At 71.3% G+C, this 20,580-nt stretch carries 19 protein-coding genes; 14 read left to right on the plus strand and 5 right to left on the minus strand.

Annotated elements, in window-relative coordinates:
• Nucleotides 1-23: 23 nt before the first annotated feature.
• Complete coding sequence (locus FH608_RS38735) at nucleotides 24-884, plus strand: TetR/AcrR family transcriptional regulator (RefSeq protein WP_139635383.1); 861 nt, start codon at nucleotides 24-26, stop codon at nucleotides 882-884.
• Nucleotides 885-1,092: 208 nt separating this feature from the next.
• Here the strand turns inward: FH608_RS38735 and FH608_RS54535 are convergent, their stop codons facing one another.
• Complete coding sequence (locus tag FH608_RS54535) at nucleotides 1,093-1,800, minus strand: helix-turn-helix domain-containing protein (RefSeq protein ID WP_139635384.1); 708 nt, start codon at nucleotides 1,798-1,800, stop codon at nucleotides 1,093-1,095.
• Between the two features lie 217 nt (nucleotides 1,801-2,017).
• Between FH608_RS54535 and FH608_RS38745 the strand changes: the two genes are divergently transcribed.
• The 4 genes from FH608_RS38745 (at nucleotide 2,018) to FH608_RS38760 (ending at nucleotide 5,932) form a co-directional block, all read left to right on the plus strand.
• On the plus strand, nucleotides 2,018-2,845 hold the full coding sequence (locus tag FH608_RS38745) for an oxidoreductase (RefSeq protein WP_139635385.1): 828 nt from the start codon (nucleotides 2,018-2,020) through the stop codon (nucleotides 2,843-2,845).
• Nucleotides 2,846-2,920: 75 nt separating this feature from the next.
• Complete coding sequence (locus tag FH608_RS38750; RefSeq protein ID WP_139635386.1) at nucleotides 2,921-3,814, plus strand: ABC transporter ATP-binding protein; 894 nt, start codon at nucleotides 2,921-2,923, stop codon at nucleotides 3,812-3,814.
• Nucleotides 3,811-5,436, plus strand: coding sequence for an ABC transporter permease (locus tag FH608_RS38755; RefSeq protein WP_139635387.1), 1,626 nt, complete (start codon nucleotides 3,811-3,813; stop codon nucleotides 5,434-5,436). The genes FH608_RS38750 and FH608_RS38755 overlap by 4 nt, the downstream gene beginning before the upstream one ends.
• Before the next feature lie 13 nt (nucleotides 5,437-5,449).
• Entirely contained in the window at nucleotides 5,450-5,932 is a 483-nt protein-coding gene (locus FH608_RS38760) for a GNAT family N-acetyltransferase (protein WP_226900278.1), read from the plus strand.
• Nucleotides 5,933-6,200: 268 nt separating this feature from the next.
• Here FH608_RS38760 and FH608_RS38765 read toward each other — a convergent pair whose 3' ends face one another.
• The 3 genes from FH608_RS38765 to FH608_RS38775 all read right to left on the minus strand — a co-directional run bounded on the left by FH608_RS38765 (nucleotide 6,201) and on the right by FH608_RS38775 (nucleotide 8,793).
• Nucleotides 6,201-7,082 (minus strand): GntR family transcriptional regulator, encoded by an 882-nt coding sequence (locus tag FH608_RS38765; RefSeq protein ID WP_139635388.1) that lies wholly within the window; start codon nucleotides 7,080-7,082, stop codon nucleotides 6,201-6,203.
• Between the two features lie 20 nt (nucleotides 7,083-7,102).
• Nucleotides 7,103-8,362 carry a carotenoid oxygenase family protein gene (locus FH608_RS38770; protein WP_139635389.1) on the minus strand — a complete coding sequence of 420 codons (1,260 nt, stop codon included), beginning with the start codon at nucleotides 8,360-8,362 and terminating at the stop codon, nucleotides 7,103-7,105.
• Nucleotides 8,363-8,544: 182 nt separating this feature from the next.
• Nucleotides 8,545-8,793, minus strand: coding sequence for a helix-turn-helix domain-containing protein (locus FH608_RS38775; RefSeq protein ID WP_226900279.1), 249 nt, complete (start codon nucleotides 8,791-8,793; stop codon nucleotides 8,545-8,547).
• Between the two features lie 483 nt (nucleotides 8,794-9,276).
• On the opposite strand from FH608_RS38775, the gene FH608_RS38785 reads away from it, so the two are divergent.
• Nucleotides 9,277-10,677 (plus strand): hypothetical protein, encoded by a 1,401-nt coding sequence (locus FH608_RS38785; RefSeq protein ID WP_139635390.1) that lies wholly within the window; start codon nucleotides 9,277-9,279, stop codon nucleotides 10,675-10,677.
• A gap of 134 nt (nucleotides 10,678-10,811) precedes the next feature.
• Here the strand turns inward: FH608_RS38785 and FH608_RS38790 are convergent, their stop codons facing one another.
• Entirely contained in the window at nucleotides 10,812-12,149 is a 1,338-nt protein-coding gene (locus tag FH608_RS38790; RefSeq protein ID WP_226900280.1) for an extracellular catalytic domain type 1 short-chain-length polyhydroxyalkanoate depolymerase, read from the minus strand.
• A gap of 288 nt (nucleotides 12,150-12,437) precedes the next feature.
• Here FH608_RS38790 and FH608_RS38795 point away from each other — a divergent pair, with 288 nt between their 5' ends.
• From FH608_RS38795 to FH608_RS38830, 8 genes are read left to right on the plus strand one after another with little or no spacing between them, the layout of a single operon-like run.
• Nucleotides 12,438-13,643, plus strand: coding sequence for a substrate-binding domain-containing protein (locus FH608_RS38795; protein WP_139635391.1), 1,206 nt, complete (start codon nucleotides 12,438-12,440; stop codon nucleotides 13,641-13,643).
• On the plus strand, nucleotides 13,640-14,485 hold the full coding sequence (locus FH608_RS38800; protein WP_139635392.1) for an ABC transporter ATP-binding protein: 846 nt from the start codon (nucleotides 13,640-13,642) through the stop codon (nucleotides 14,483-14,485). Before FH608_RS38795 ends, FH608_RS38800 begins: the two co-directional genes overlap by 4 nt.
• Entirely contained in the window at nucleotides 14,482-15,291 is an 810-nt protein-coding gene (locus FH608_RS38805) for an ABC transporter ATP-binding protein (protein WP_139635393.1), read from the plus strand. Before FH608_RS38800 ends, FH608_RS38805 begins: the two co-directional genes overlap by 4 nt.
• Nucleotides 15,288-16,163 (plus strand): branched-chain amino acid ABC transporter permease, encoded by an 876-nt coding sequence (locus tag FH608_RS38810; RefSeq protein WP_139635394.1) that lies wholly within the window; start codon nucleotides 15,288-15,290, stop codon nucleotides 16,161-16,163. The genes FH608_RS38805 and FH608_RS38810 overlap by 4 nt, the downstream gene beginning before the upstream one ends.
• Complete coding sequence (locus tag FH608_RS38815; RefSeq protein WP_139635395.1) at nucleotides 16,160-17,284, plus strand: branched-chain amino acid ABC transporter permease; 1,125 nt, start codon at nucleotides 16,160-16,162, stop codon at nucleotides 17,282-17,284. Before FH608_RS38810 ends, FH608_RS38815 begins: the two co-directional genes overlap by 4 nt.
• Nucleotides 17,281-18,861, plus strand: a complete 1,581-nt coding sequence (locus tag FH608_RS38820; protein ID WP_139635396.1) for a class I adenylate-forming enzyme family protein — start codon at nucleotides 17,281-17,283, stop codon at nucleotides 18,859-18,861. Before FH608_RS38815 ends, FH608_RS38820 begins: the two co-directional genes overlap by 4 nt.
• Nucleotides 18,858-19,517, plus strand: a complete 660-nt coding sequence (locus FH608_RS38825; RefSeq protein ID WP_139635397.1) for a TetR/AcrR family transcriptional regulator — start codon at nucleotides 18,858-18,860, stop codon at nucleotides 19,515-19,517. The genes FH608_RS38820 and FH608_RS38825 overlap by 4 nt, the downstream gene beginning before the upstream one ends.
• Nucleotides 19,514-20,554 carry an alpha/beta fold hydrolase gene (locus FH608_RS38830; protein ID WP_139635398.1) on the plus strand — a complete coding sequence of 347 codons (1,041 nt, stop codon included), beginning with the start codon at nucleotides 19,514-19,516 and terminating at the stop codon, nucleotides 20,552-20,554. The genes FH608_RS38825 and FH608_RS38830 overlap by 4 nt, the downstream gene beginning before the upstream one ends.
• Nucleotides 20,555-20,580 lie beyond the last annotated feature (26 nt).

A 20,580-nucleotide genomic window follows, 5' to 3' on the forward strand; every position in this document is an offset into this window, starting at 1 on the left:
ATATCATAAACAGAGGAGGAAGTATGACGCGAGGCAGAGCCGAAGATCCCGACCATGTGGTGGAGCTGCTGTGGCGCGAAGGCGCCGCGGAGCCGCGTCCGGGGCTGAGCCTCGACCGGATCGTGCGCGCGGGCGTCGAGCTGGCCGACGCCGAGGGCCTGGCGGGGCTGTCGATGCGGAAGGTGGCCGAACGGCTGGGCTTCACCACCATGTCGCTCTACCGGCACGTGCCCGGCCGCGACCAGCTCATCGACCTGATGTGCGACGAGGTGGCGGGCGAGACGGCGGGCGGGTCCGCGGCGGCGGGTGACGGATGGCGGGCGCGGCTGGAGGCGTGCGCCCGTGCGGGCTGGGAGCTGCGCCGCCGCCATCCATGGCTGGCGGAGGTGCGGGGCGGCCGGCACGTACCCGGCCCCAACATCATCGCCCGCTACGAGCAGATGCTGAGCACGGTGACCGACACCGGCCTGACCCCCGCCGAGGTGATCGCCGTGGTCGGCCTCGTCGGCAGGTTCGTCGACTCCGAGGCGCTGCTGCTGGTCGAGGCGGCCGAGACCGAGCGCCGCAGCGGCGTCAGCGAGGAGGAGTGGTGGGGAGGCCGCGACACGCTGTTCGAGCGCCTGTACGGCTACCCCACGCTGACCCGGCTGTGGGAGCAGGGCGGCTTCGACCGGCCGGAGGACCCCTTCGAGTTCGGCCTGGCGCGGCTGCTGGACGGCATCGAACTCCTGATTCGGCAGCGTTACGAATCTCGTGACGAAACAGGGGGATGTGTCGTGTGCGGCGCGCCCGTTGACCAGCCCGCGGCCGGGCGTCCCAGGGCGTACTGCTCCGCCTCCTGCCGTCAGCGCGCCTATCGCAGGCGCACCGCCGGCCAGGATTGACGTGTGTGGGGCGGCCCCCGGGGCGGCTCCACACACGTGTGTGGCGGAAATCCGCACGGGCCGCCCCTGGAGGTGCTGGCACCGGCGTACGCGCCTGCGTCGGCCCGCACCCCGTAACCGGTCACCCGCAGATCGCCGTGGCCTCACCGGCACCGTGAACCGGCTGGTCGGCGACCGCGCGCGGCACCTTCGCGCGGTCGCCGGGGGATCACGTGTCCCGGGAGCCGGAGAAGGTCCGCCGGTAGTGTTCGGCCGCCTGAGCCATATCGTTGCTGAGCAGCTCGAAGAACCGGCTCGCGGTCTTGAGCCGCACACTGGCCGGGGACTCGGCGCCGAGGACGTCGACGCCTTCCCGGATGGTGTCGGACCACAGCGCCATTGACCGGGTGCCGACCAACCACGCCCGGTACCAGACGTCGTCGTCGATGAGATACCGCTCGCGCCGGTTGTCACGCTCGCGTTTGACGAGCCCCAGTTGCTCGAGCGAGCCGACGGCCTTGGAGATCGACGCGGGGCTGACCTGCAGGCGTTCGATCAGGTCGGCGACGGTCAGGCTGCCGGTGTCGCTGGTGAGCAGGCACACCAGCACCCTGGGCGCCATCGGCGGCCACCCCCCGGAGATGATCGAGATGAGTTTCTGCTCGAACTCGCGCACCGCGCGGGGGTCGCGCGCGGCGGCCTCCGCGTCGGGCGGTGTGTGCAGCGGCGAGCTCGGCCGGCGGCGGGCGCGCCATTCGGTGGCCTGCTGCGCTCGGGCAGCGCGATAGCCGTACGGGCCGCCGTTGCGCGCGATCTCCCGGCCGATGGTCGACCTCGGCCGGCCCAGGCGGCGGGCGATCTCCGCATAGCTGAGCCTCGCCGCCAGTCCTTCGGCGATCTTGCGGCGGTCCTCGTACGTCAGGTGGCCTCCCGGCATGCGCCCTCCCTTGTCGCGGGACGCCCGAAGTATGCCGCCCGGACGCGCCTGATTGCTACACCCGGGATGGACGTTGTTGCATTTGCCGACAGCGTCCTTGCGCCAACAACCTCGCTTTGAGCTGCGGTGATGATGTTTACGACTTGCTGAATCCTCAAACGCATCCGTAGCTTTTCCACCTGCGTGAACGATCGGCGTTCACGTGGAGGAGTCTGACATGGCTGCCAAGATATGCCTTGTGACCGGTGCCTCGTCCGGCATCGGCCACGCCACCGCAATGGAGCTCCTGCGCGCGGGACACGTCGTGTACGGCGTCGCGCGGCGAGCTCACATGATGGGGCCGATCCGCGAAGCGGGAGGTCACGCCCTGCCGGTGGACGTGACCAAGGAGGAGGGCCTCCAGCGGGTCGTCCGCACCATCCTGGACGAACACCAGCGGATCGACGTCCTGGTGAACAACGCCGGAGCCGTCCTGCACGGCGCGGTCGAGGACACGCCGCTGGCGCTGGCCCGGGACGAGTTCGACGTCAACCTGTTCGCGCCGGCCCGGCTCGTCCAGCTGGTCCTGCCGCAGATGCGCCGGCAGCGATCCGGCACGATCGTCAACGTGTCGTCGATCGGCGGCGAGATCGCCCTCCCGCTCGGCGCCTGGTACTACGCCTCCAAGCACGCCCTGGAGGCCTTCTCCGACACGCTCCGCATGGAGACCCGGCAGTTCGGCATCGACGTCGTCGTCATCCAGCCCGGCATCATCAGGACCGATTTCGAGGCGGGGACCGCGCGGCAACTGCGGGAGATCTCCGGGAACGGGGCGTACCGGGAGATGGCCGAGGCCATGGCTCGCGCCGCCGAGGCGCCGGCGGGCCACCAGAGCGACCAGGCCACCGACCCCGGTGTCGTCGCGAGGGCGATCCGGGAGGCCGTCGAGTCGGACCGGCCGGAGACCCGCTACGTCCTGGGCTGGCAGGCCGAGGCTCTCCTGGAGCTCAACAGCTCGCTTTCCGACCGCGAGTTCGACGCACGGGTTACCGGAGGCCTCGCATAGCGGACCGCCGCCCGCGTCCTCTCCGGGCCTGAAGCGGCCCTGGAGCTTCCAAAGACTCGTGATTCGGAGAAATCCATGACCTCTGCCATCGCCGTTTCCGGGCTCGTCAAGGCCTACGGGCCGGTACGCGCCCTCGACGGGCTCGACCTCACCGTGGACGCCGGAGAGGTGCACGGCTTCCTCGGCCCGAACGGGGCGGGCAAGAGCACCACCATCCGCATCCTGCTGGGCCTGATCCGGGCCACCTCCGGCAGCGCCGGACTGCTGGGCGGCGACCCTTGGGCCGACGCCGTCGAGCTGCACCGGCGGCTGGCGTACGTGCCGGGCGACGTGGAGCTGTGGCCCAACCTCACCGGAGGCGAGGCCATCGACGTGCTCGGCCGGTTGCGGGGCGGGCTCAACGACAAACGCAGGAACGAGCTGATCGAGCGGTTCGAGCTCGATCCGAAGAAGAAGGCGCGGACCTACTCCAAGGGGAACCGCCAGAAGGTCGCCCTCGTCGCCGCACTCTCCGCCGACGTGGAGCTGCTCATCCTCGACGAGCCCACGAGCGGGCTCGACCCGCTGATGGAGGCGGTGTTCCAGCAGGTCGTCGCCGAAGCCAAGGCCGCGGGCCGTACCATCCTGCTGTCCAGCCACATCCTCGCCCAGGTCGAAACCCTCGCCGACCGGATCACCATCATCCGGGACGGAAAGGTCGTGGAGTCGGGCACGCTGGCGCAGATGCGGCACCTGACCCGGACGACGGTCGTGGCGGAAACCGCCAGTACGGTCACCGGCCTCGACCAGCTGCCCGGAATCCACGACCCGAAGGTCGCAGGCGGGAGGGTGCGGTTCGGGGTGGACGCCGAACACCTCGGCGCCGCCATCCGCCACCTCACCACCTTCGGCATCGACTCGCTGGTCAGCCACCCGCCGACGCTCGAGGAGCTCATGCTCCGGCACTACGCGCACAAGGAGGCGGCATGACCACCACGGTCTCCCCGGCGCGCAGCCGTACGGGATCGAAGCCGGCGGGCAGCCACCTGACCGGCACCGGCGCGATGGTACGGCTGGCGCTGCGCCGTGACCGCGTCAAGCTCACCCTCTGGCTGGTCGCCATCACGGCCCTCGTCCCGCGCTTCTACTACGCCGCCGTGACCGCGGTCGTCCCGACGCCCGAGGCCCTGGCCGAAGCCTCGCAGATGATCCGCGTCTCCTTCATGAGGGTGCTCGGCGGGCCTCTGTTCGGGGACGTCACCACGCGGAGCTACTTCCTCGCCGCCTACTGGGTCGAGTTCCTGCTGGCCGCCGCGATCATGAACATCATGCTCGTCACCCGGCACACCCGGGCGGAGGAGCAGACAGGCCGCGCCGAGCTCGTCCGGGCGGCCGTCGTGGGCCGGCACGCCCAGCTCACCGCGGCACTGATCGCCGCCCTGATCGGCAATGCCGCGCTCGCGGTGCTCACCACTGCCGCGACGATCAGCATCGGGTTTCCCTTCGGCAGCGCGCTGCTGTTCGGTGCCTCCCTCGCCGCGGTCGGGCTGGTGTTCGCCGGGGTCGCCGCGGTCACCGCCCAGGTCACCGAGCACCCGAGAGGCGCCAACGGGCTCGCGGGCATCGTGCTCGTCACAGTGTGGCTGCTGCGCGGCGCGGGAGCGATGCAGGGCCAGGAGGGCGGACCGCTGTTCTGGCTGTCCCCGATCGGCTGGTCGCAGCAGACCCGCGTGCTGGCCGGCGAGCGCTGGTGGCCGCTCGGCCTTTCGGCTCTCGTCGCCGCGCTCCTGGTCGCGGGCGCCTACTCCCTGGTGAGCCGCAGGGATCTCGGCGCCTCCTTGGTGGCCCCGCGTCCCGGCCGCGCGTCGGCGCCTTCCTGGCTGCGCTCGCCGTTCACGCTCGCCCTGCGGCTCCAGCAGGGGGCCATCGCCGGGTGGGGCGCCGCGTTCGTCGCCATCGGTTTCATCCTGGGCGCCATGACCGGAGGAATGGAACAGACCAATCTCCCCATCTTCGCCGCCGACGCGGACTTCGGACGGGCCTGGCTCAGCCTCATGGTGTTCACCGGGTCGCTCTACACCGGGGCCTTCGCGGTCCTGTCGGTCATCCGGCTCCGGGCGGAGGAGGTGCGTGGTCGCATCGCTCCCGTGCTGGCCGGGCCGACCGGCAGGCCGACGTGGTACTGGTCGTCCCTGCTGGTCACCGCGCTCGCCGTGGTCGTCCTGCCGGTGGTGTACGGCGCCGCGCTCGGCATCGGCGCCGCCGTGTCGACCGGCGACCTCGGCCTCGCGGGAGAGGTCGTCCGGGCGAGCCTGATCCGCGCCCCGGAGGTCCTGGTGCTGCTCGCCGTCCCCGCCGCTCTCCTCGGGCTCGCCCCGCGGGCCATGAACGCGGCCTGGGCCGTGCTCGTGTACAGCGGGTTCATCCAGATCCTCGGGCCCTACATGAAGCTGCCGGACTGGCTGGTGAACACCTCGGTGCTCTCCCACCTTCCCTGGCACCCGATGGGCGCCTTCGCCCCGGTGGCCACGGTGGTGCTGCTCGCGATCGCCGCTGTGCTGACGATCCTCGGTCTGTACGGCCTGCGCCGCCGCGACCTCGCCTCCGGCTGACTATCGTGACCGCGTGGATCGCATCGAGACCCCTGTGGTCGTCCTCCTCCCGCTGCACCCCGAGCACGCCGACGAGATGGCCGGCGTGCTCTCCGACCCGGGCCTGCACACGTTCATCGGCGGGGAGCCCCTCACCGCGCAGGAACTGCGCGCCCGCTACGAGCGGCTGGTCGCCGGGCCACCCGGCTGGCGCAACTGGGTGGTCTGGTCGCGCGAGGAGGAGCGCCTGGTCGGGTACGTGCAGGCGACGATCGACGGCGGGTCCGCGGAGATCGCCTGGGTGATCGGGACACCCTGGCAGGGCCGCGGGCTGGCCACCGCCGCCGCCACGGCCCTGGTCGGCCGGCTCGCGGAGCAGGGGATCGGCACGGTCGTCGCCCACATCCACCCTGACCACGCGACCTCGGCCGCCGTCGCCACCGCCGCCGGTCTGCGCCCCACCGACCGATGGCACGACGGCGAGGTCCGCTGGGAACTCAAGATTCCCTACGCTTGATCCCCTCAGAAAGACATCGCCGACATCGTCGCGTTCGTGGCCTCCGACGGCAGCCCTGTGTCGCCGTTCACGGTACGCAAGCGGAATGCTCGTAGTCGCGTTTTCGCAGGTCCGTAGGGGAGCGCGGAAACCTGGCACGGTGAAAGCACCCCGCGGTGTCCCGGGGTCCTGCCGTAGCTTCTGTGTCACGCCGCGGGTGCTTCCAGAGGCGCCGGTCGGGATCTCCCGGTGGCCGCCGATCGGCGTGCAGGCGCCCGTGAAGGCCCGGTCACCGGCGCGTCTGCCGGGGGGCGATGACGGTGGCCAGGCCGTCGAGCAGGCGTTCGAGGCCGAAGGTGAACAGTGATTCCAGGTCGAGCTCCGCGCCAGGATCCGTGACCTGGGCGATCAGCGGCCCGTCTACGGACAGCTTGGCCCTGCCCCACTGCTTGCTGGTCATCCCCGTGTCCAGCTCGGCGGCGGCCTCGCTCTCGATGTTGATCGCCGTCCCGCGCACATAGTTGACCACCGTGGCGTAGATGTGCAGCCGGGTGCCCGGGTCCAGGTCGAGGCCGTCGAGGGCGTGCAGGGTCCACAGCCCGTACGCCATCTGCCCCGGCAGCGTCACCGGCCGGGTGATGGACACCAGCCGCGGCAACCAGGGATGGCGCTGGTAGGCCGCCCATTGCAGTTGCGCGGCCACCCGCAGGTGGGAGCGCCATCCCGGCGGCGGCTCCGGATATTCGATCTCGGCGAACGCGGCGTCGGCGATCAGCTGGGTGAGCTCGGCCTTGCCTTCGAGATGCCGGTAGAGGGCCATGGTGGCGACCCCGAGGTCGGCCGCCACCGCCCGCATGGACAGCGCGGCCAGGCCGTCGGCGTCGGCGATCTCCATGGCCACGCGGACGACGCGGTCACGTTCGAGACCTCCGGCCGAGCGCGAGGGCATTCTCCGGGCGGCGATCACGGCACCGACCCGGGACGTAGACTCGATGGCGCCCGCCTGCTTGAGCGCGGCGAGCGCCTTGCTGGCCGTGGCCATCGCGACGCCCCACTCGCGCATGATCGCTCGGGTGGTGGGGACGGGGTCGCCCGGCCGCAGCTCTCCATCGGCGATGCGCCGCTCGATGTCGGCGACGATCCGGAGGTACGGCGGTTGCGGAGCGTTCACGCCGGCCATGCTGCCACTTCTCAGCGGTCAGGCATCCAGGTGCCGTGCAGGCCGAGCGGCACCCTGACAGGGAGGTGGACGCGCGCGACGGGCTCACCCGTGAAGTCCTGGGCCGGGAGGATCACCAGGTCGCTCGCGTTCCGGACAGGATTGTGCACGTACGTGAGCAGGTACCCCTCGTCCTCGCCTCGCCCCGCCGCGGCGAACACGGCCTCCCCGACCGCCTCGTCCTTGCCGAACCCGTGCACCTCGGTCGTCCCCCGTTCCAGGTCATGCTTGACCAGGGCGTTGGTGAAGGCGTCGTCCGGCGGCATGCCCTCGGGGGCGAACGGGATCCCGTACAGGGCGGTCGCGGCCGAGTAGCCGTACCGGTACGGGCGGGTGGTGCGCGCCTCGTTCACCCGAGGGAAGTCCTGCGGCCGGTCGTCGACGCGCCGCTGGTGGATCTTGTCGGGCGTGATCGTCCAGCGGTCCAGCGTGGGCCGGATCGCCCCGGGGTCGGCGGGATCGAACGGGCCCTCGGCCGTGACCAGGTCCACCACGACCGAGTCGCCGTCGTCGTAGGCGTTGAGCGTGTGGCTGACGTGGATCGGGTCGATGTCCAGCCACCGTACGTCGCCGCCCGCCCGCGGCATGACGCCCACCCGCGTCGGGTGCTCCGGCAGCCACCGGCAGTCGAACCCGTCGAAGCCCAGTGGCGTGTCCCACAACACCACGTGGTTCTCGGTGAGCGCGAAGTCGTGCATGAACGGTGTCCGCGTCATGGGGATGGCGGTGGTCTGGGTGACGGTGCCCCCGGTGTCCGTCACGATGTGCTGGACGTAGTCGTGGCCCACCATGTACGACAGCGAATGCAGCTCGCCGGTGAGCGGGTCGTGCTTGGAGTGCGCCCCCGCCGTGAACCCTTCCGCGGTCCCTCCCAGCGCGCACACGCCCACGGTGTTCAGCTCCTCGTCCAGTTCGGCGGGCGGCAGGCCGCCTTCCGCCATGGCGAAGGTGCGTTGCGCGTGCTCGATCACGTGCACCATGGGGGCGAAGCCCGGTGTGCGTACGAAACGGTTGCGGTACCACTCGGCCCGGCCGTCACGCAGCCGCACCCCGTGCACCATCCCCTGGCCCATGCCCCAGATGTGCACAACGGGGTCTTCGACGCCCAGCGGGTTGGGGCCGTTGCGCAGGTAGCGGCCGTTGAGCTCGGCCGGGATCCGCCCGGTGACGGGCAGGTCGTAGGCGGTGACTTCTTCGGTGACGGGCGCGAAGGGCCCTTGCAGGTACTTCATGTGGACACCGTACGCACGAGCGCGGCTGACCCTGGGGAAGCGGCGGGAAATGCCGTCCTCTGCACTAGTGCAACGAGCCGGGTGCCCGTTTGACGTGCCGCCGCCCGTCGCGCCAGTTCGGGGGCGGTGCCGTGGGCCACGATCCGGCGCCGTTCAGCACGAGGATGACGAAAAGGCCGGGGTCAGGGCGGGGCCGCCGCGTCTTCGGCCAGCGATGCGCGGATCTGCTTCCGCGAGACGATCCCCAGCTTCACGAACACCTTGCGCAGATGCCATTCGACGGTGTGCGGGCTGATGAACAGCTGGGAACCGATCGCGACGTTCGTCATGCCGTCACCGGCCAGGCGCGCGATCTGCGCCTCCTGAGCGGTCAGCGGCACGCTCGCCTCGAGGGAGCGCCGGCCCGCCTTCTCCCCGTACCGCGAGGCCATCGACCACCTCCGGCGCGGCCGGGCCGCCGGGTACCTCGCCCGCACCCACCTGGTGTACGGCGAGTGGCTGCGTCGCGAGAACCGGCGCGTCGACGCCCGCGAGCAGCTGCGCACCGCCCACGAGATGCCGCACCGCTTCGGCGCCGAGTCCTTCGCCGAGCGTGCCCGCCGGGAGCTCCTGGCCACCGGCGAGACCCTCCATCACCTCCCGCCATCAGCTTCCGCAGGCGCTGCCCGGCCAGGGCCACGACCTTTCCTGATCCCGACCGAATTGCTCCTTCGGGTGGTCGTTGGTTCGGCGGGGGCGTCGTCATTCTCGAATTCAGGTGGACAATGTTCCGTCTGTGCGACCATGGGCGAGTGTCTCCGGTTTCCGATGCCATCACGTGGACTGCTGTTATTGCCGCTTCGATCCAGGCGATTACAACGGTCCTTTACGTTCGTCATGGACGGAGAACGAGCGAGTACAGCTCACATTCGGCAGTGGTGAACACCCTTTGTGTCAGGCTGGTGCTGCTCGGCCTGGTGTTCGTCGCCCTGTGGGTGGTAACGGTCGGCTACGTGGTGGAACTCAGGCACGTTGAAACGCTGTCCTACGTTGTGATCCGCGACGAGCTGGACATCATGTTCGTCCGGTGGGCGCTCTTCATCGGTGACGTTGTCACCTGGGCGATTCTTTTTTCTCTGGCGCCTGCGGCACTTGGTGCGATCATCAGCAACCTGGTCACCGGACACATGAGCAGGCCGCAGGCTCTTGCCTTCATGGCGACGCTGGTCACGATCACGGCAGCCGGTGTGTCGGGGATCGCCACCAAAATGAGCATCGACAAGCACTTCGCCATTCCCTGGCTGGTGGTCGTCATCGCCGCTGTCGGTGGCCTTGCGCAAAGTGCCGGCGGTCCGGTCGGACGATCAAGTGATGGCCGGGCACATCAAAGCCCTGGCCGAGGACGGGTGTTGACCGTTCTGGGATGGACACTGGGCGCCCTGGCATTGTCGGTGGCTCTCATCGGTGGCCCGCTGTACGGGGACCTTGTGTCCGTGGCGGATCTGCCGTCGTGGGTCCCTCCGCTGATCGCGGTCGCCGTCGTGGTGCCCGCGCTTCTGCTCTCCGCTGTCAGCGCCGTTCTGCTGAAACGGGGAAGGCGGCACCGCCACCGGATCATCCCGTCTTTCGAGGAGTTGGCAGGGGAGCGCTATCTGCTCTATCTGCGGCCGTTCGCCATTGACCGTGCGATGGCCTTTCCTCCGGATGAGGCTCCAGGCTGGAGTACCCGCTCGCCCTTCGAGCTTCCCGGGACACATGAGGAATTCCTGTTGCGTCCCTTTCGACGCCTCGGCCGTGTCGTCGCTATCGGGCAACCCGGCGAGCGCCTGCCGGAACTGGGGGCGGAGCGCGGTTATCTGCCGGTCGACGACTGGCAGGACATGGTGAGCAGGCTGATCCACGGCGCACACGCAGTGATCATGACAGCGGTCCCCGGTCCCGGGACGATGTGGGAGTTCACCGAAGCGCTACGCACCACCGCACCCGTCCGGCTGCTGTTGCTCATCTACGGCGACGAGCTTTACCACGCTTTCCGGGAAGGCGCCGCTCAGGAGTACGCGTCGAGGTCGTCCGCCGAGACAGACGTCAACTGGCCACCACTACCGCATTTACCGGAGATTCCGCCGCCCGCTCCGCACACCAGGGGACTCCCATGGGACTTTCCGCTCAAAGGGATCCTGTCTTTCGACCATGAATGGCGTCCACGGTTCACGCGATTCCCGCCTGCCGTGCCGCGACTGAGGCATGTCTGGACCATACGCCGGCTGGTGCGGCGCGAACTCACGCCGGTTCTGCAGCCGTTGTCGCAATTGGCCCCAGCGCCACCATTCGCATGAGCGGCGGCGACCCGGATCTTCGCGGACCGGTTCTGCGGGCGCCCAGGTTCGCCGGCAGGTGTTCGTGGCATCCGGCCCGCACGAACACCTGCCGGCACTTCAACGAGCGGTCGAACCTCCGGCGATCGAGCGCGTCAGCAACTCGTGACGACGTCGAACCGGCCGTCGGGCGACTCCTGGAGGGTCGTGATGGTGGCGTCGCCCAGGCCCATGTAGTCCAGGGAGACATTGGCGTAGTACGGGTTGTAGGGGTTGGTCCCGTAGGAGTGGGCACGCCCGGCGGCCTTGTGCGCGGCGTTGGTCGCCGAGCCGCAGTACAGGCCGGACTCCGGGGGGTCGGTGGGTTCCTCGGTCGGAGGGTCGGTCGGCTCGGCGTCGCGGTCCACGCGCCGGTTGTTGTCGAAGAAGAAGTCCGTCACGTAGGCGGGGTAGTTGATCGAGTTCGTCGTGATGTACGACCCGCCTGAGCCCCCTCCCGCCGGCCAGTTGTGTCCCATGCCCGTGTTCTGGATCAGGGAGACGCGGGGACCATCGCCGTCGGACCACAGCGTCCCCGAGCCGGAGGTGTTGTTGCCCGCGAGCCCCGCCAGGGAGAACGAGGACTGCGAACCGGCCCCGTAGATCCCGGCCATGACCTGCGCGTTCAGGGTGTTGTACCCGGGCGCGACGGTGGTGTCGTTCGAGCCGTAGATCACCGACGTGAGCTGGGTGCCGAAGGCGGAGGAGGTGGAGCCCGAGAAGGTCCGGCACGTGTTCGTCACCTGGGCCTGGCTCACCGAGACGGAGGAGATCTGGCCGGAGGACGTGCCGACCGACGGCCCCGCGTTGATCCCGACCCCCGCGAACACGTCGGGCGCGAGGCAGCCCATCACCATGGTCTCGCCGCCGCCGGAGGAGAGGCCGGTGAGGTAGACCTGGTCCGGGTCGATCCCGAGCGAGGCGTCGGCGAGCAGGTCTTCGACGAGCTGCAGCAGGTTGTCGTCGTGGCGGCTCGGCGAGGTGCGGGAGTGGTTGCTGTCGTAGTAGTCCCAGCAGCCGAGCAGCACGCCGCCGTTGGGCGCGGCCGGGATGGCGACGACCATGCCGTGCTCGTCGGCGGTCGCGGCCCAGTTGCCGCCGTCGCGCAGCGCCGTGGAGGTCTGCACGCACCCGTGCAGGTTGACCATGAGCGCGCGCCCGGCGCCCAGCTCAGGGGCGGTGTCGGGCACGTAGAGCTGGGTGGTCATCCCGCCCGCGGACCGGGACGACCAGGCCCCGCTCGCCGGCGCGGCGTCGCCGCCACCGCTGCCGCTGCAGCCGGGCAGCGTGTCGAAGGGCGGCGGGCAGGAGATGTCGGCCGCGGCGGCGGGTGCCACCGTGAAGGCGGTGGCGCCGCCGGCCATGACCAGGCCGAGGGCGGTGAGCGCCGCGGCGAGCCGGTGGCGGAACCGGGCCGGAGCGCCCGTCCGGTGCCGCCGGGACAGTAATGGCATATCGATCCTCCACGTCGGTGGGGTGCGCAGCGGGTGCCAGACCCGCCGTCTGCCAGACAAACCGGACGTTAAATGTGACCTGAATCACCTGTCAACTATGCGATGTACGGCGAGGGAGCAGCGCCCGGTCGTGCGGAACGGGGCCGGCGAGCGGGTCCGCGTCTTGACAGCGACCGGTACGGGCCGCATCATTTCTGCAACCTGAATCGCCTCTCAGGTTTGGTGCCGGGCCCGAGTCCTGTCCGACCATGCGGAGCGGCGATGACCACCTGAAGAAGGGCAGCTGTCATGCGGTCGAGGAAGTTCTTCACGCTCGCCGCCGCTGCGGCGACGATCCTGGCGCTGACGGCGTGCGCGCCGGACGGCTCCGGCACCGGCACCGGTGCCCCCGCCGGCGGTGACGACGCGGCACCGATCCACATCGGCATCGTCTACTCGGAGTCCGGGGCACTGGCCGCCTACGGCAAGGCCTACAAGGACGGCTTCGAGGCGGGCATCGGCTACGCGACCGACGGCACCCGCGCCGTGAACGGCCGGCCGCTCGACATCACCTACCACGACGATGCGGGCGACCCCGAAAAGGCGGTCACCGCCGCCAAGGACCTCATCGGCAAGGGTTACAAGATCCTGGGCGGCACCGTCGTCTCGGGCGTGGCGCTGCCGCTCGCCGAGCAGGCCGAGCAGAACAAGGTGCTGTACGTCTCCGGCCCGGCCGCCGTCGACGCCATCACGGGCATCAACCACTACACCTTCCGCAGCGGCCGCCAGTCCCTGCAGGACGTCGCCACCGCGGGCACCTTCGTCGACACGAAGGGCGCCGACGTGCTGGTGTACGCGCAGGACAACGCGTTCGGGCAGGGCAACCTGAAGGCCGTCGAGGCCGTCCTCGGCGCGAAGGGCGCCAAGGTGAGCTCCGTGCTCGTGCCGGAGGACGCCACCGAGTTCACCCCGTCGTCCAAGAAGGTGTTCGACGCCAAGGCCGACCTCGTGTTCGTGGCGTGGGCCGGCGCGACGTCGGGCGCGATGTGGCAGGGCTTGGACCAGCAGGGAGTGCTGGACTCCACCACCGTCGTCACGGGTCTGGGAGACGTCACCACCTACGGCGCGTACGGTGACGCGGCCGAGAAGGTCTCGTTCCTCAACCACTACTTCCCGGGCGCGGCGGGCACCGAGACCGAGAAGGCCATGCTCGACGCGGTCAAGGCAGCCGGCGGCACGCCCGACCTGTTCACGCCGGACGGCTTCGTGGCCGCGCAGATGATGGTGCACGCCATCACCGAGGGCGGCGACGACGTCGAGGCGATGGTCGGCGCGCTGGAGGGCTACACGTTCGACGGCCCGAAGGGCCCGACGACGGTCCGTGCCTCCGACCACGCGCTGATCCAGCCGATGTACCAGGCCAAGCTCGTCAAGGACGGCGACGCCTGGACGCCCAAGCTGGTCAAGAAGGTCGACGGCGAGGCCGTCGCTCCGGCGGAGGTCGCCTCGTCATGACGCAGGGTGGCGAGCCGGCGGCCGCCGCCGGGCCGCAGGGCGTGCCGGCAGACGGCCCAGTGCCGGACGCCGTGTCAGACGCCGTGCTCGAAGTGGCCGGTCTCGGGCTGACCATCGGCGGCGCGAAGATCCTTCAGGGCGTGTCCCTGCAGGTGGCCCGGGGCGAACTCGTGGGCGTGATCGGGCCGAACGGCGCGGGCAAGACGACACTGTTCAACCTGATCAGCGGCGTCCATCGGCCCACGAGCGGCACGGTGCGCCTGAACGGCCGGGACGTGACCGCGACGTCGATCGCGGCCCGCGCCCGCGCCGGCCTGGGCAGGACCTTCCAGACGTCGAGCCTGTTCCCGCGCCTGACGGTCGCGGAGAACGTCCGGCTCGCCACCCAGCGCCGCCTCGGCGGCTCCCTCTCGGTGCTGTCCTTCCCGCGACGCGGCGACGCCGCGTCGCGGGAGGCCGCCGAGCACCTGGCCACGGTCGGCGTCAGCCACCGGGCCGACGTCGCCGCCGGTGACCTGTCCCACGGCGACAAGCGTAAGGTCGAGATCGCGGTGCTGCTGGCGATGGAGTCGTCGGTGGTGCTGCTGGACGAGCCGATGGCGGGCGTCGCGACCGGGGACGTCGCCGGGCTCGTCGAGGTGATCCGGTCGATCAACCGGACCGGCCGTACCGTCCTCATGGTGGAGCACCACATGGACGTGGTGCTCGGCCTGGCCGACCGCGTCGCCGTCATGCACCACGGTGAGCTGCTGACGTGCGACACCCCGGAGAAGGTGATGGCTGACGAGACCGTCCAGTCGGCGTACCTCGGCGAGGCGGGCGCGGGGGTGAGCGCCGGATGAGCGAGCACTCCCCACGCCAGGACCGGCCGCGGGAGGCCGGACCGATCCTGAGCGTGCGCGGCCTGTCCGCGCGGATCGCGGGCCAGCAGGTCGTCCACGACGTGTCGTTCGACGTCGCGGCCACCGGCGTGACCGCGCTCCTCGGCCGGAACGGCGTGGGCAAGACCTCCACCCTGAAGGCCGTCATGGGCCTGATCGAGCGGTCCGGCGAGGTGGTGCTCGACGGCGCCCGCGTGGACGCCGAGCGCACGGAGCGCATCGTCTGCCGGGGTGTCGGCTACGTGCCCGAGGACCGGGAGGTCTTCGCGGGGCTGACCGTGGCCGAGAACCTGAGGCTCGCCGAACGTACCGGCGACCACGGGACGTCGCCGGCCAGGAAACGACTCGTCGCGGACCTGTTCCCGGATCTCACCCAGCGCGCGCAGCAGCGCGCGGGCACGCTGTCGGGCGGGCAGCAGCAGATGGTGTCGCTCGCGCGCGCCCTGCTCAACGAGAACCGCATCCTGCTCGTGGACGAGCCCACCAAGGGTCTCGCGCCGCGCATCGTGTCCGAGGTGGCGGACGCCCTGGCCGCCGCCGCGCGTACCGTCCCCATCCTGCTCGTCGAGCAGAACCTGCAGGTCATCGACCGGCTGGCCGACCGCGTCGTGGTGATCGACGCCGGCCGGGTGGTCCATGCGGGCCCCGCGCGCGAGCTGCTCGACGACCAGGCGATGATCCAGCGCTTCCTCGGCGTGCACGCGGAGAGCGAGCCCGCGCCCGACCAGGTCCACAAGGCCGTCACGATCGCGGAGGGCGGCGAATGAGCACCCTGATCCTGCTGCTCGTCACCGGGGTCGGCCTCGGCGGCCTCTACTTCCTCGTGGCGTCCGGGCTCTCCCTGATCTACGGGCTGATGGGCGTGCTGAACTTCGCGCACGGCTCGTTCCTCACGCTCGGCGCGTTCGTCGGGCTGGCAGCGGCCCAAGCCGTGGGCGCCGGGACGTGGGGCGGGCTCCTGCTCGGCCTGCTCGTCGGCGCGCTCACGGGCGCGGTCGCCGCCGCGCTCACCGAGCTCGGCCTGATCCGGCCGCTGTACAACCGGCACATCGAGCAGGTGCTCGTGACGGTCGGGCTGTCGCTCGCGACCGTGGCGCTGTTCGAGGGGATCTGGGGCCCGAACCCCCGGAACATCACCACCAACGCGTGGCTCTCGGACACCACCGAGCTGCTCGGCGCCCGCATCCCGAACACGGCATTCCTCAACATCCTGGCGGCCGCGCTCGTCCTGGGCGGGATCGTCGCGTTCCTGAAACACACGCGGTACGGGCTGATCATCCGGGCGGGGGTCGAGAACCGCTCCATGGTCACCGCGCTCGGCATCGACGTGCGCAAGGCGTTCACCCTGGTGTTCGCCGTCGGCGGTGCGGCGGCCGGGCTGGGCGGGGTGCTCGCCACGCAGTCGCTGAACTACGTGTCGCCGCACATGGGCGCCAGCCTGCTGATCTTCGCGTTCATCGTGACCGTGATCGGAGGCATGGGCTCGCTCACCGGGGCGGCCGTGGCGTCCGTCGTCGTCGCCGTGCTGCAGCAGCTCGCCAACTCCTACCTGAACAACTCGGGCGACCTGATCGTGGTGCTCCTGCTCGCGATCGTCCTGCTGGTGCGCCCGTCCGGCCTGATGGGGAGGACCGCATGAACGCCGCCGACAGCGCCCGCGAGGGTGCGCGCACGCGCCGCGCCGCGATCCCGGCCGGCGGGCTCGCCCTCGTGCTGGTCCTGGGCTGCCTGCCGCTGCTCGCCCTCACGGTCCCCGGTGTCCTGCCCGGCTACACGTACGAGCCCGGCACGCTCCAGCTCCTGGCCCTGTGCTGGCTGACCGCGTCCCTGGCGCTGAGCTATCACCTGCTGTTCGGGCTGGCTGGGCTGATGAGCTTCGGGCACGCCCTGTACTTCGCGGCGGGCGTCTACGGCCTCGCGATCGTGCTCGACCGTACCGACATCCCGCTCCTGCCCGCGGCTGCCCTGGTGCTCGTGGGCGGCATCGTCCTGGCCTTCTGCGTGGGCGCGATCTCGCTGCGGGTCACGGGCATCTCGTTCGCCATGGTCACGCTCGCGTTCGCGCAGGCGGGCAACGTGCTCGCCCGCCGCGACCAGTTCGGCGTCACGGGCGGCGAGGAAGGGCTCACCCTGGACACTGACGGCGTCCCCGCCGGGCTGATCGGCGTGCTCAACACGCGCAACCTGTACTGGGTCGCCCTGGCCGTGCTTGTCGTGACGTACCTGGTGGTGCTCTGGGTCGAGCGTTCGCGGGCGGGCCACACGGCCGCCGCGGTGCGGGAGAACGAGGTGCGCGTGCGCATCATCGGCGGCCGCCCCTACGCGGTGAAGCTCGTGGTGTTCGTGCTGGCGGCGACGCTCGCCACGCTCACCGGGATGGCGTACCTGCTGCTCCAGTCCGGGGCGTCGCCCGCGACGTCGTCGTCCGACTTCACCCTGACCCTCCTGGTGATGGTGGTTCTCGGCGGGGTGGGATCGCGCTGGGGCGCGGTGGTGGGCGCCGTCGTCTACACGCTCCTGGACCAGCGGCTCAGCGCGCTCGCGAGCTCCGAGGCGGTGGCGGGCCTGCCGGCCGTCCTGCGGGTCCCGCTCAGCGAGCCGATGTTCCTGCTCGGCACGTGCTTCATCCTGGTGGTGCTGTTCCTGCCCGGCGGTCTGGCGGGCGCGGCCCAGCGCCTCGCCGCGCGCCGGCGCGGCGCGGTCCCGCCGGGTGGCGCGCCCGGCGTGGCCGAGCCGGTCGAGGAAAGGATCACGGTATGAGCGACCTGCACACCCTCGGGCGGTGGCCGCGCGACCGCGCGATCGCGACGCCCGACCGCGTCGCGGTCGACGACCGGGGCGTGGCCATGACCTACCGTGACCTCGACGCCCGGGCGACGGCGCTGGCCGGGCGGCTGCGCGAGAGCGGATACGGGGTCGGTGACCGGATCGCCACGGTCACGGGCAACAGCTCCGACCAGGTGGTGCTCTTCTTCGCGTGCGCCAAGGCGGGCCTGGTGCTCGCGCCGCTGTCGTGGCGGTTGTCCCCGCGCGAGCTCGCCGACCAGATCGACCGGTCCGACCCGGCTCTGGTGCTCGTGGAGGAGGAGTTCGCGGCGCTCGCGGACGCGGCGCTCGAACGCCTGCCGCTGCCGCCGTCGCGCACCAGCCTGGGGCGCGGGGGCGTCGAGGCGCGCGTCCCCGCGCCGACCCGGCGCAACCTGGAGGAACGGCCCCTGCTGCGTGAGGTGCGCGATGACGACCCTCTCCTGCTGGTGTTCACCTCCGGGACGGGCGGGGCGCCGAAGGGCGCGCTGCTCACTCACGCGAACTGCTTCTGGAACAACCTGTCGTTCTCCCGGATCGTCGAGCTGAACAGCGCCGACGTCGTGCTGTCGGTGCTCCCGCAGTTCCACGTGGGCGGGTGGAACATCCAGCCGCTGCTGTCCTGGTGGACGGGTGCCACCGTGGTGCTCGAGCGCACTTTCGAGCCGGAGCGCGTGCTGCGGCTCGTGGCCGACCGGCGCGTGACCACCATGATGGGCGTCCCCACCAACTACCTGCTCCTGGCGGAGCACCCCGACTTCGCCACGGCCGACCTGTCGTCACTCCGGCACGCCGTCGTGGGCGGCGCGCCGATGCCCGAGCCGCTGCTGCGCGCCTGGCACCGCCGCGGCGTCGCGCTCACCCAGGGCTACGGCCTCACCGAGGCGGGCCCCAACGTCCTGTGCCTGCCCAACGACGTGGCGCGCGACCGCGTCGGCTCCGCCGGCGTGCCCTACCCGCACGTCGAGGTCGCCGTCGCGGACCCGGCGACGGGCGAGCACCTGTGTGGGAGCGCCGACGGCGAGCTGCTGGTACGCGGGCCGAGCGTGTTCGCGGGCTACTTCCGCGACCCGGACGCTACCGCCGCGAGCTTCGCGCGTGGCTGGCTGCGCACCGGCGACCTCGTGGAGCGCGACGCCGACGGCTACTACCGCGTGGTGGACCGGCTCAAGGACATGTTCATCACGGGCGGCGAGAACGTCACGCCGGCCGAGGTCGAGGCGGTGCTCCGGCGGCACCCGGCCGTGGCGGACGCCGCCGTCGTCGGGGTTCCCGACGAGCGCTGGGGCGAGGTGGGGCACGCGTTCGTCGTCGCCCGGCCAGGGACGTTCACCGACGCCGAGGAGCTGACGGCGTTCTGCCGCGCCGAACTGGCGCACTACAAGGTGCCCCGGCACGTCGACTTCGTGCCCGACCTGCCGCGCACCGCCCTGAACAAGGTCGTACGGGCGGTGCTCCCGACAGCCGTGCCGACCGCGCCCCAAACGACCGCGCCCCTGACGACACCCCCGACGACACGGGAGGCACGATGACCGGCACGACCAACCCGCCCGTGCGGAAGCAGACCAAGGGCGAGCGGACCCGCGCCCGTCTCCTCGCCGCGGCCGAGCAGCAGTTCGCCGAGCTCGGCTACCACGACGCGTCGGTCGTGCGGATCACGGAGGCGGCGGGGGTCGGGCAGGGCACGTTCTACCTGTACTTCGCCTCGAAGCTCGAGGTGTTCGACGAGGTGGTCGAGGACCTCAACCGCCGCGTGCGGCACGCCATGATCGAGGCGTCGTCGTCGGCGCCGAACCGGATCGAGGCCGAGCGGGCGGGCTTCGCCGCGTTCTTCAGGTTCACCGCCGAGCACCCGGCGTTGTACCGGATCGTGCGGCAGGCGGAGTTCGTCTCGCCGGGCGCGCTGCAGATGCACTACACGCGGATCGTGGAGGGCTACCAGGAAGGTCTCGCCCGGGCGCAGGCGGCCGGCGAGATCGGCGACATCGACCCGGAGGTCGCCGCGTGGGCGCTGATGGGGATCGGGGAGATCATCGGCATGCGCTGGGTCCTGTGGGGACCCGACGTCGCACCGGGCGGGCCGACCTCGAAGGTGCCGCAGGAGGTGTTCGACCAGGCCATGACGTTTATCGAGCGGGCGCTCGCGCCCGAGTCCCGGCGAGGGACCCAGGGGGAGGAGACACGATGACAGCGGGATCGAGCACGACGACGGAGCCGGCCACCGCGGCGTCGCACACGTACCGGACCGAGGACGTCGCCGTCGACGGCGGGACGCTGCGGGTCGGGGTGTGGGAGCCCGACGGCGGCGCGGGCGCCGCCGGGAGCGGCGGCACGGTGCTGGCGGTGCACGGCATCACCGCCTCGCACATGGCGTGGCCCGACGTCGTCGCGGCGCTGCCCGGCCGCCGCGTGATCGCTCCCGACCTGCGCGGACGCGGACGATCGAACGGGCTCGGCGGGCCGTACGGGATGGCCAGACACGCCGACGACCTGGCTGCGGTCGTCCGGGCCCTGTGCACGGGACCCGGCGCGGGGGAGGGGGCGGCCGCGTCCGGCGGTGTCCCGCGCCCGGGCCGCGTGACCGTCGTCGGGCACTCCATGGGCGGGTTCGTGGGGCTCGTGCTGGCGCACCGGCACCCGGACCTCGTGGAGCGCCTGGTCCTGGTCGACGGCGGGTTGCCGCTGCCGCCCGTGCCCGGGGTGCCCGAGAACGCGACGGCCGAGGAACTGCTGGCGGTGCTGCTCGGGCCGGCGGCGGAGCGGCTGTCGAAGGTGTACGCCTCGCGCGAGGTGTACCGGGAGTTCTGGCGGGCGCACCCCGCCTTCGCCGACTGGACGCCCACGATCGAGCAGTACGTCGACTACGACCTCGACGAGGTGGCCACGGGCGGGGCGACCGGACCGGGCGAGACCGCCGGGGTGGCCGGGTTCCGTCCGGCGACGTCGCCGGACGCCGTGGCCGGCGACTCCGTGGACATGACCAACGGCGGCGACCTCGTCGCGGCCCTGGAGGCGCTCGCCGCCGGCGCGGTCGGCCCGGTGACGCTCTTGCGCGCCCCGCGCGGGCTCATGGCGGAGCCCGGGGGGCTGTACCCGGAGGCGGTGGCGGCCGGGTGGGCGGAGCGGATCGGGCCTCTGACGGTGCGGACCGTGGCGGATGTGAACCACTACTCGATCATCATGTCGCCCGCGGGCGTGGCGGCGATCGCCGAAGCGGCCCGCTGACCCCGGCCGGAAGGGGCGCGACGCCG

Source organism: Nonomuraea phyllanthi (assembly GCF_006334985.2).
GTDB lineage: Bacteria > Actinomycetota > Actinomycetes > Streptosporangiales > Streptosporangiaceae > Nonomuraea > Nonomuraea phyllanthi.

Excerpts from the sequence above, each read along its gene's own strand:
- FH608_RS38735 (WP_139635383.1), top strand. The coding sequence starts at position 24 with ATGACGCGAGGCAGAGCCGAAGATCCCGACCATGTGGTGGAGCTGCTG.
- FH608_RS54535 (WP_139635384.1), bottom strand. The coding sequence starts at position 1,800 with ATGCCGGGAGGCCACCTGACGTACGAGGACCGCCGCAAGATCGCCGAA.
- FH608_RS38745 (WP_139635385.1), top strand. The coding sequence starts at position 2,018 with ATGGCTGCCAAGATATGCCTTGTGACCGGTGCCTCGTCCGGCATCGGC.
- FH608_RS38750 (WP_139635386.1), top strand. The coding sequence starts at position 2,921 with ATGACCTCTGCCATCGCCGTTTCCGGGCTCGTCAAGGCCTACGGGCCG.
- FH608_RS38755 (WP_139635387.1), top strand. The coding sequence starts at position 3,811 with ATGACCACCACGGTCTCCCCGGCGCGCAGCCGTACGGGATCGAAGCCG.
- FH608_RS38770 (WP_139635389.1), bottom strand. The coding sequence starts at position 8,362 with ATGAAGTACCTGCAAGGGCCCTTCGCGCCCGTCACCGAAGAAGTCACC.
- FH608_RS38775 (WP_226900279.1), bottom strand. The coding sequence starts at position 8,793 with ATGGCCTCGCGGTACGGGGAGAAGGCGGGCCGGCGCTCCCTCGAGGCG.
- FH608_RS38790 (WP_226900280.1), bottom strand. The coding sequence starts at position 12,149 with ATGCCATTACTGTCCCGGCGGCACCGGACGGGCGCTCCGGCCCGGTTC.
- FH608_RS38795 (WP_139635391.1), top strand. The coding sequence starts at position 12,438 with ATGCGGTCGAGGAAGTTCTTCACGCTCGCCGCCGCTGCGGCGACGATC.
- FH608_RS38800 (WP_139635392.1), top strand. The coding sequence starts at position 13,640 with ATGACGCAGGGTGGCGAGCCGGCGGCCGCCGCCGGGCCGCAGGGCGTG.
- FH608_RS38805 (WP_139635393.1), top strand. The coding sequence starts at position 14,482 with ATGAGCGAGCACTCCCCACGCCAGGACCGGCCGCGGGAGGCCGGACCG.
- FH608_RS38810 (WP_139635394.1), top strand. The coding sequence starts at position 15,288 with ATGAGCACCCTGATCCTGCTGCTCGTCACCGGGGTCGGCCTCGGCGGC.
- FH608_RS38815 (WP_139635395.1), top strand. The coding sequence starts at position 16,160 with ATGAACGCCGCCGACAGCGCCCGCGAGGGTGCGCGCACGCGCCGCGCC.
- FH608_RS38820 (WP_139635396.1), top strand. The coding sequence starts at position 17,281 with ATGAGCGACCTGCACACCCTCGGGCGGTGGCCGCGCGACCGCGCGATC.
- FH608_RS38825 (WP_139635397.1), top strand. The coding sequence starts at position 18,858 with ATGACCGGCACGACCAACCCGCCCGTGCGGAAGCAGACCAAGGGCGAG.
- FH608_RS38830 (WP_139635398.1), top strand. The coding sequence starts at position 19,514 with ATGACAGCGGGATCGAGCACGACGACGGAGCCGGCCACCGCGGCGTCG.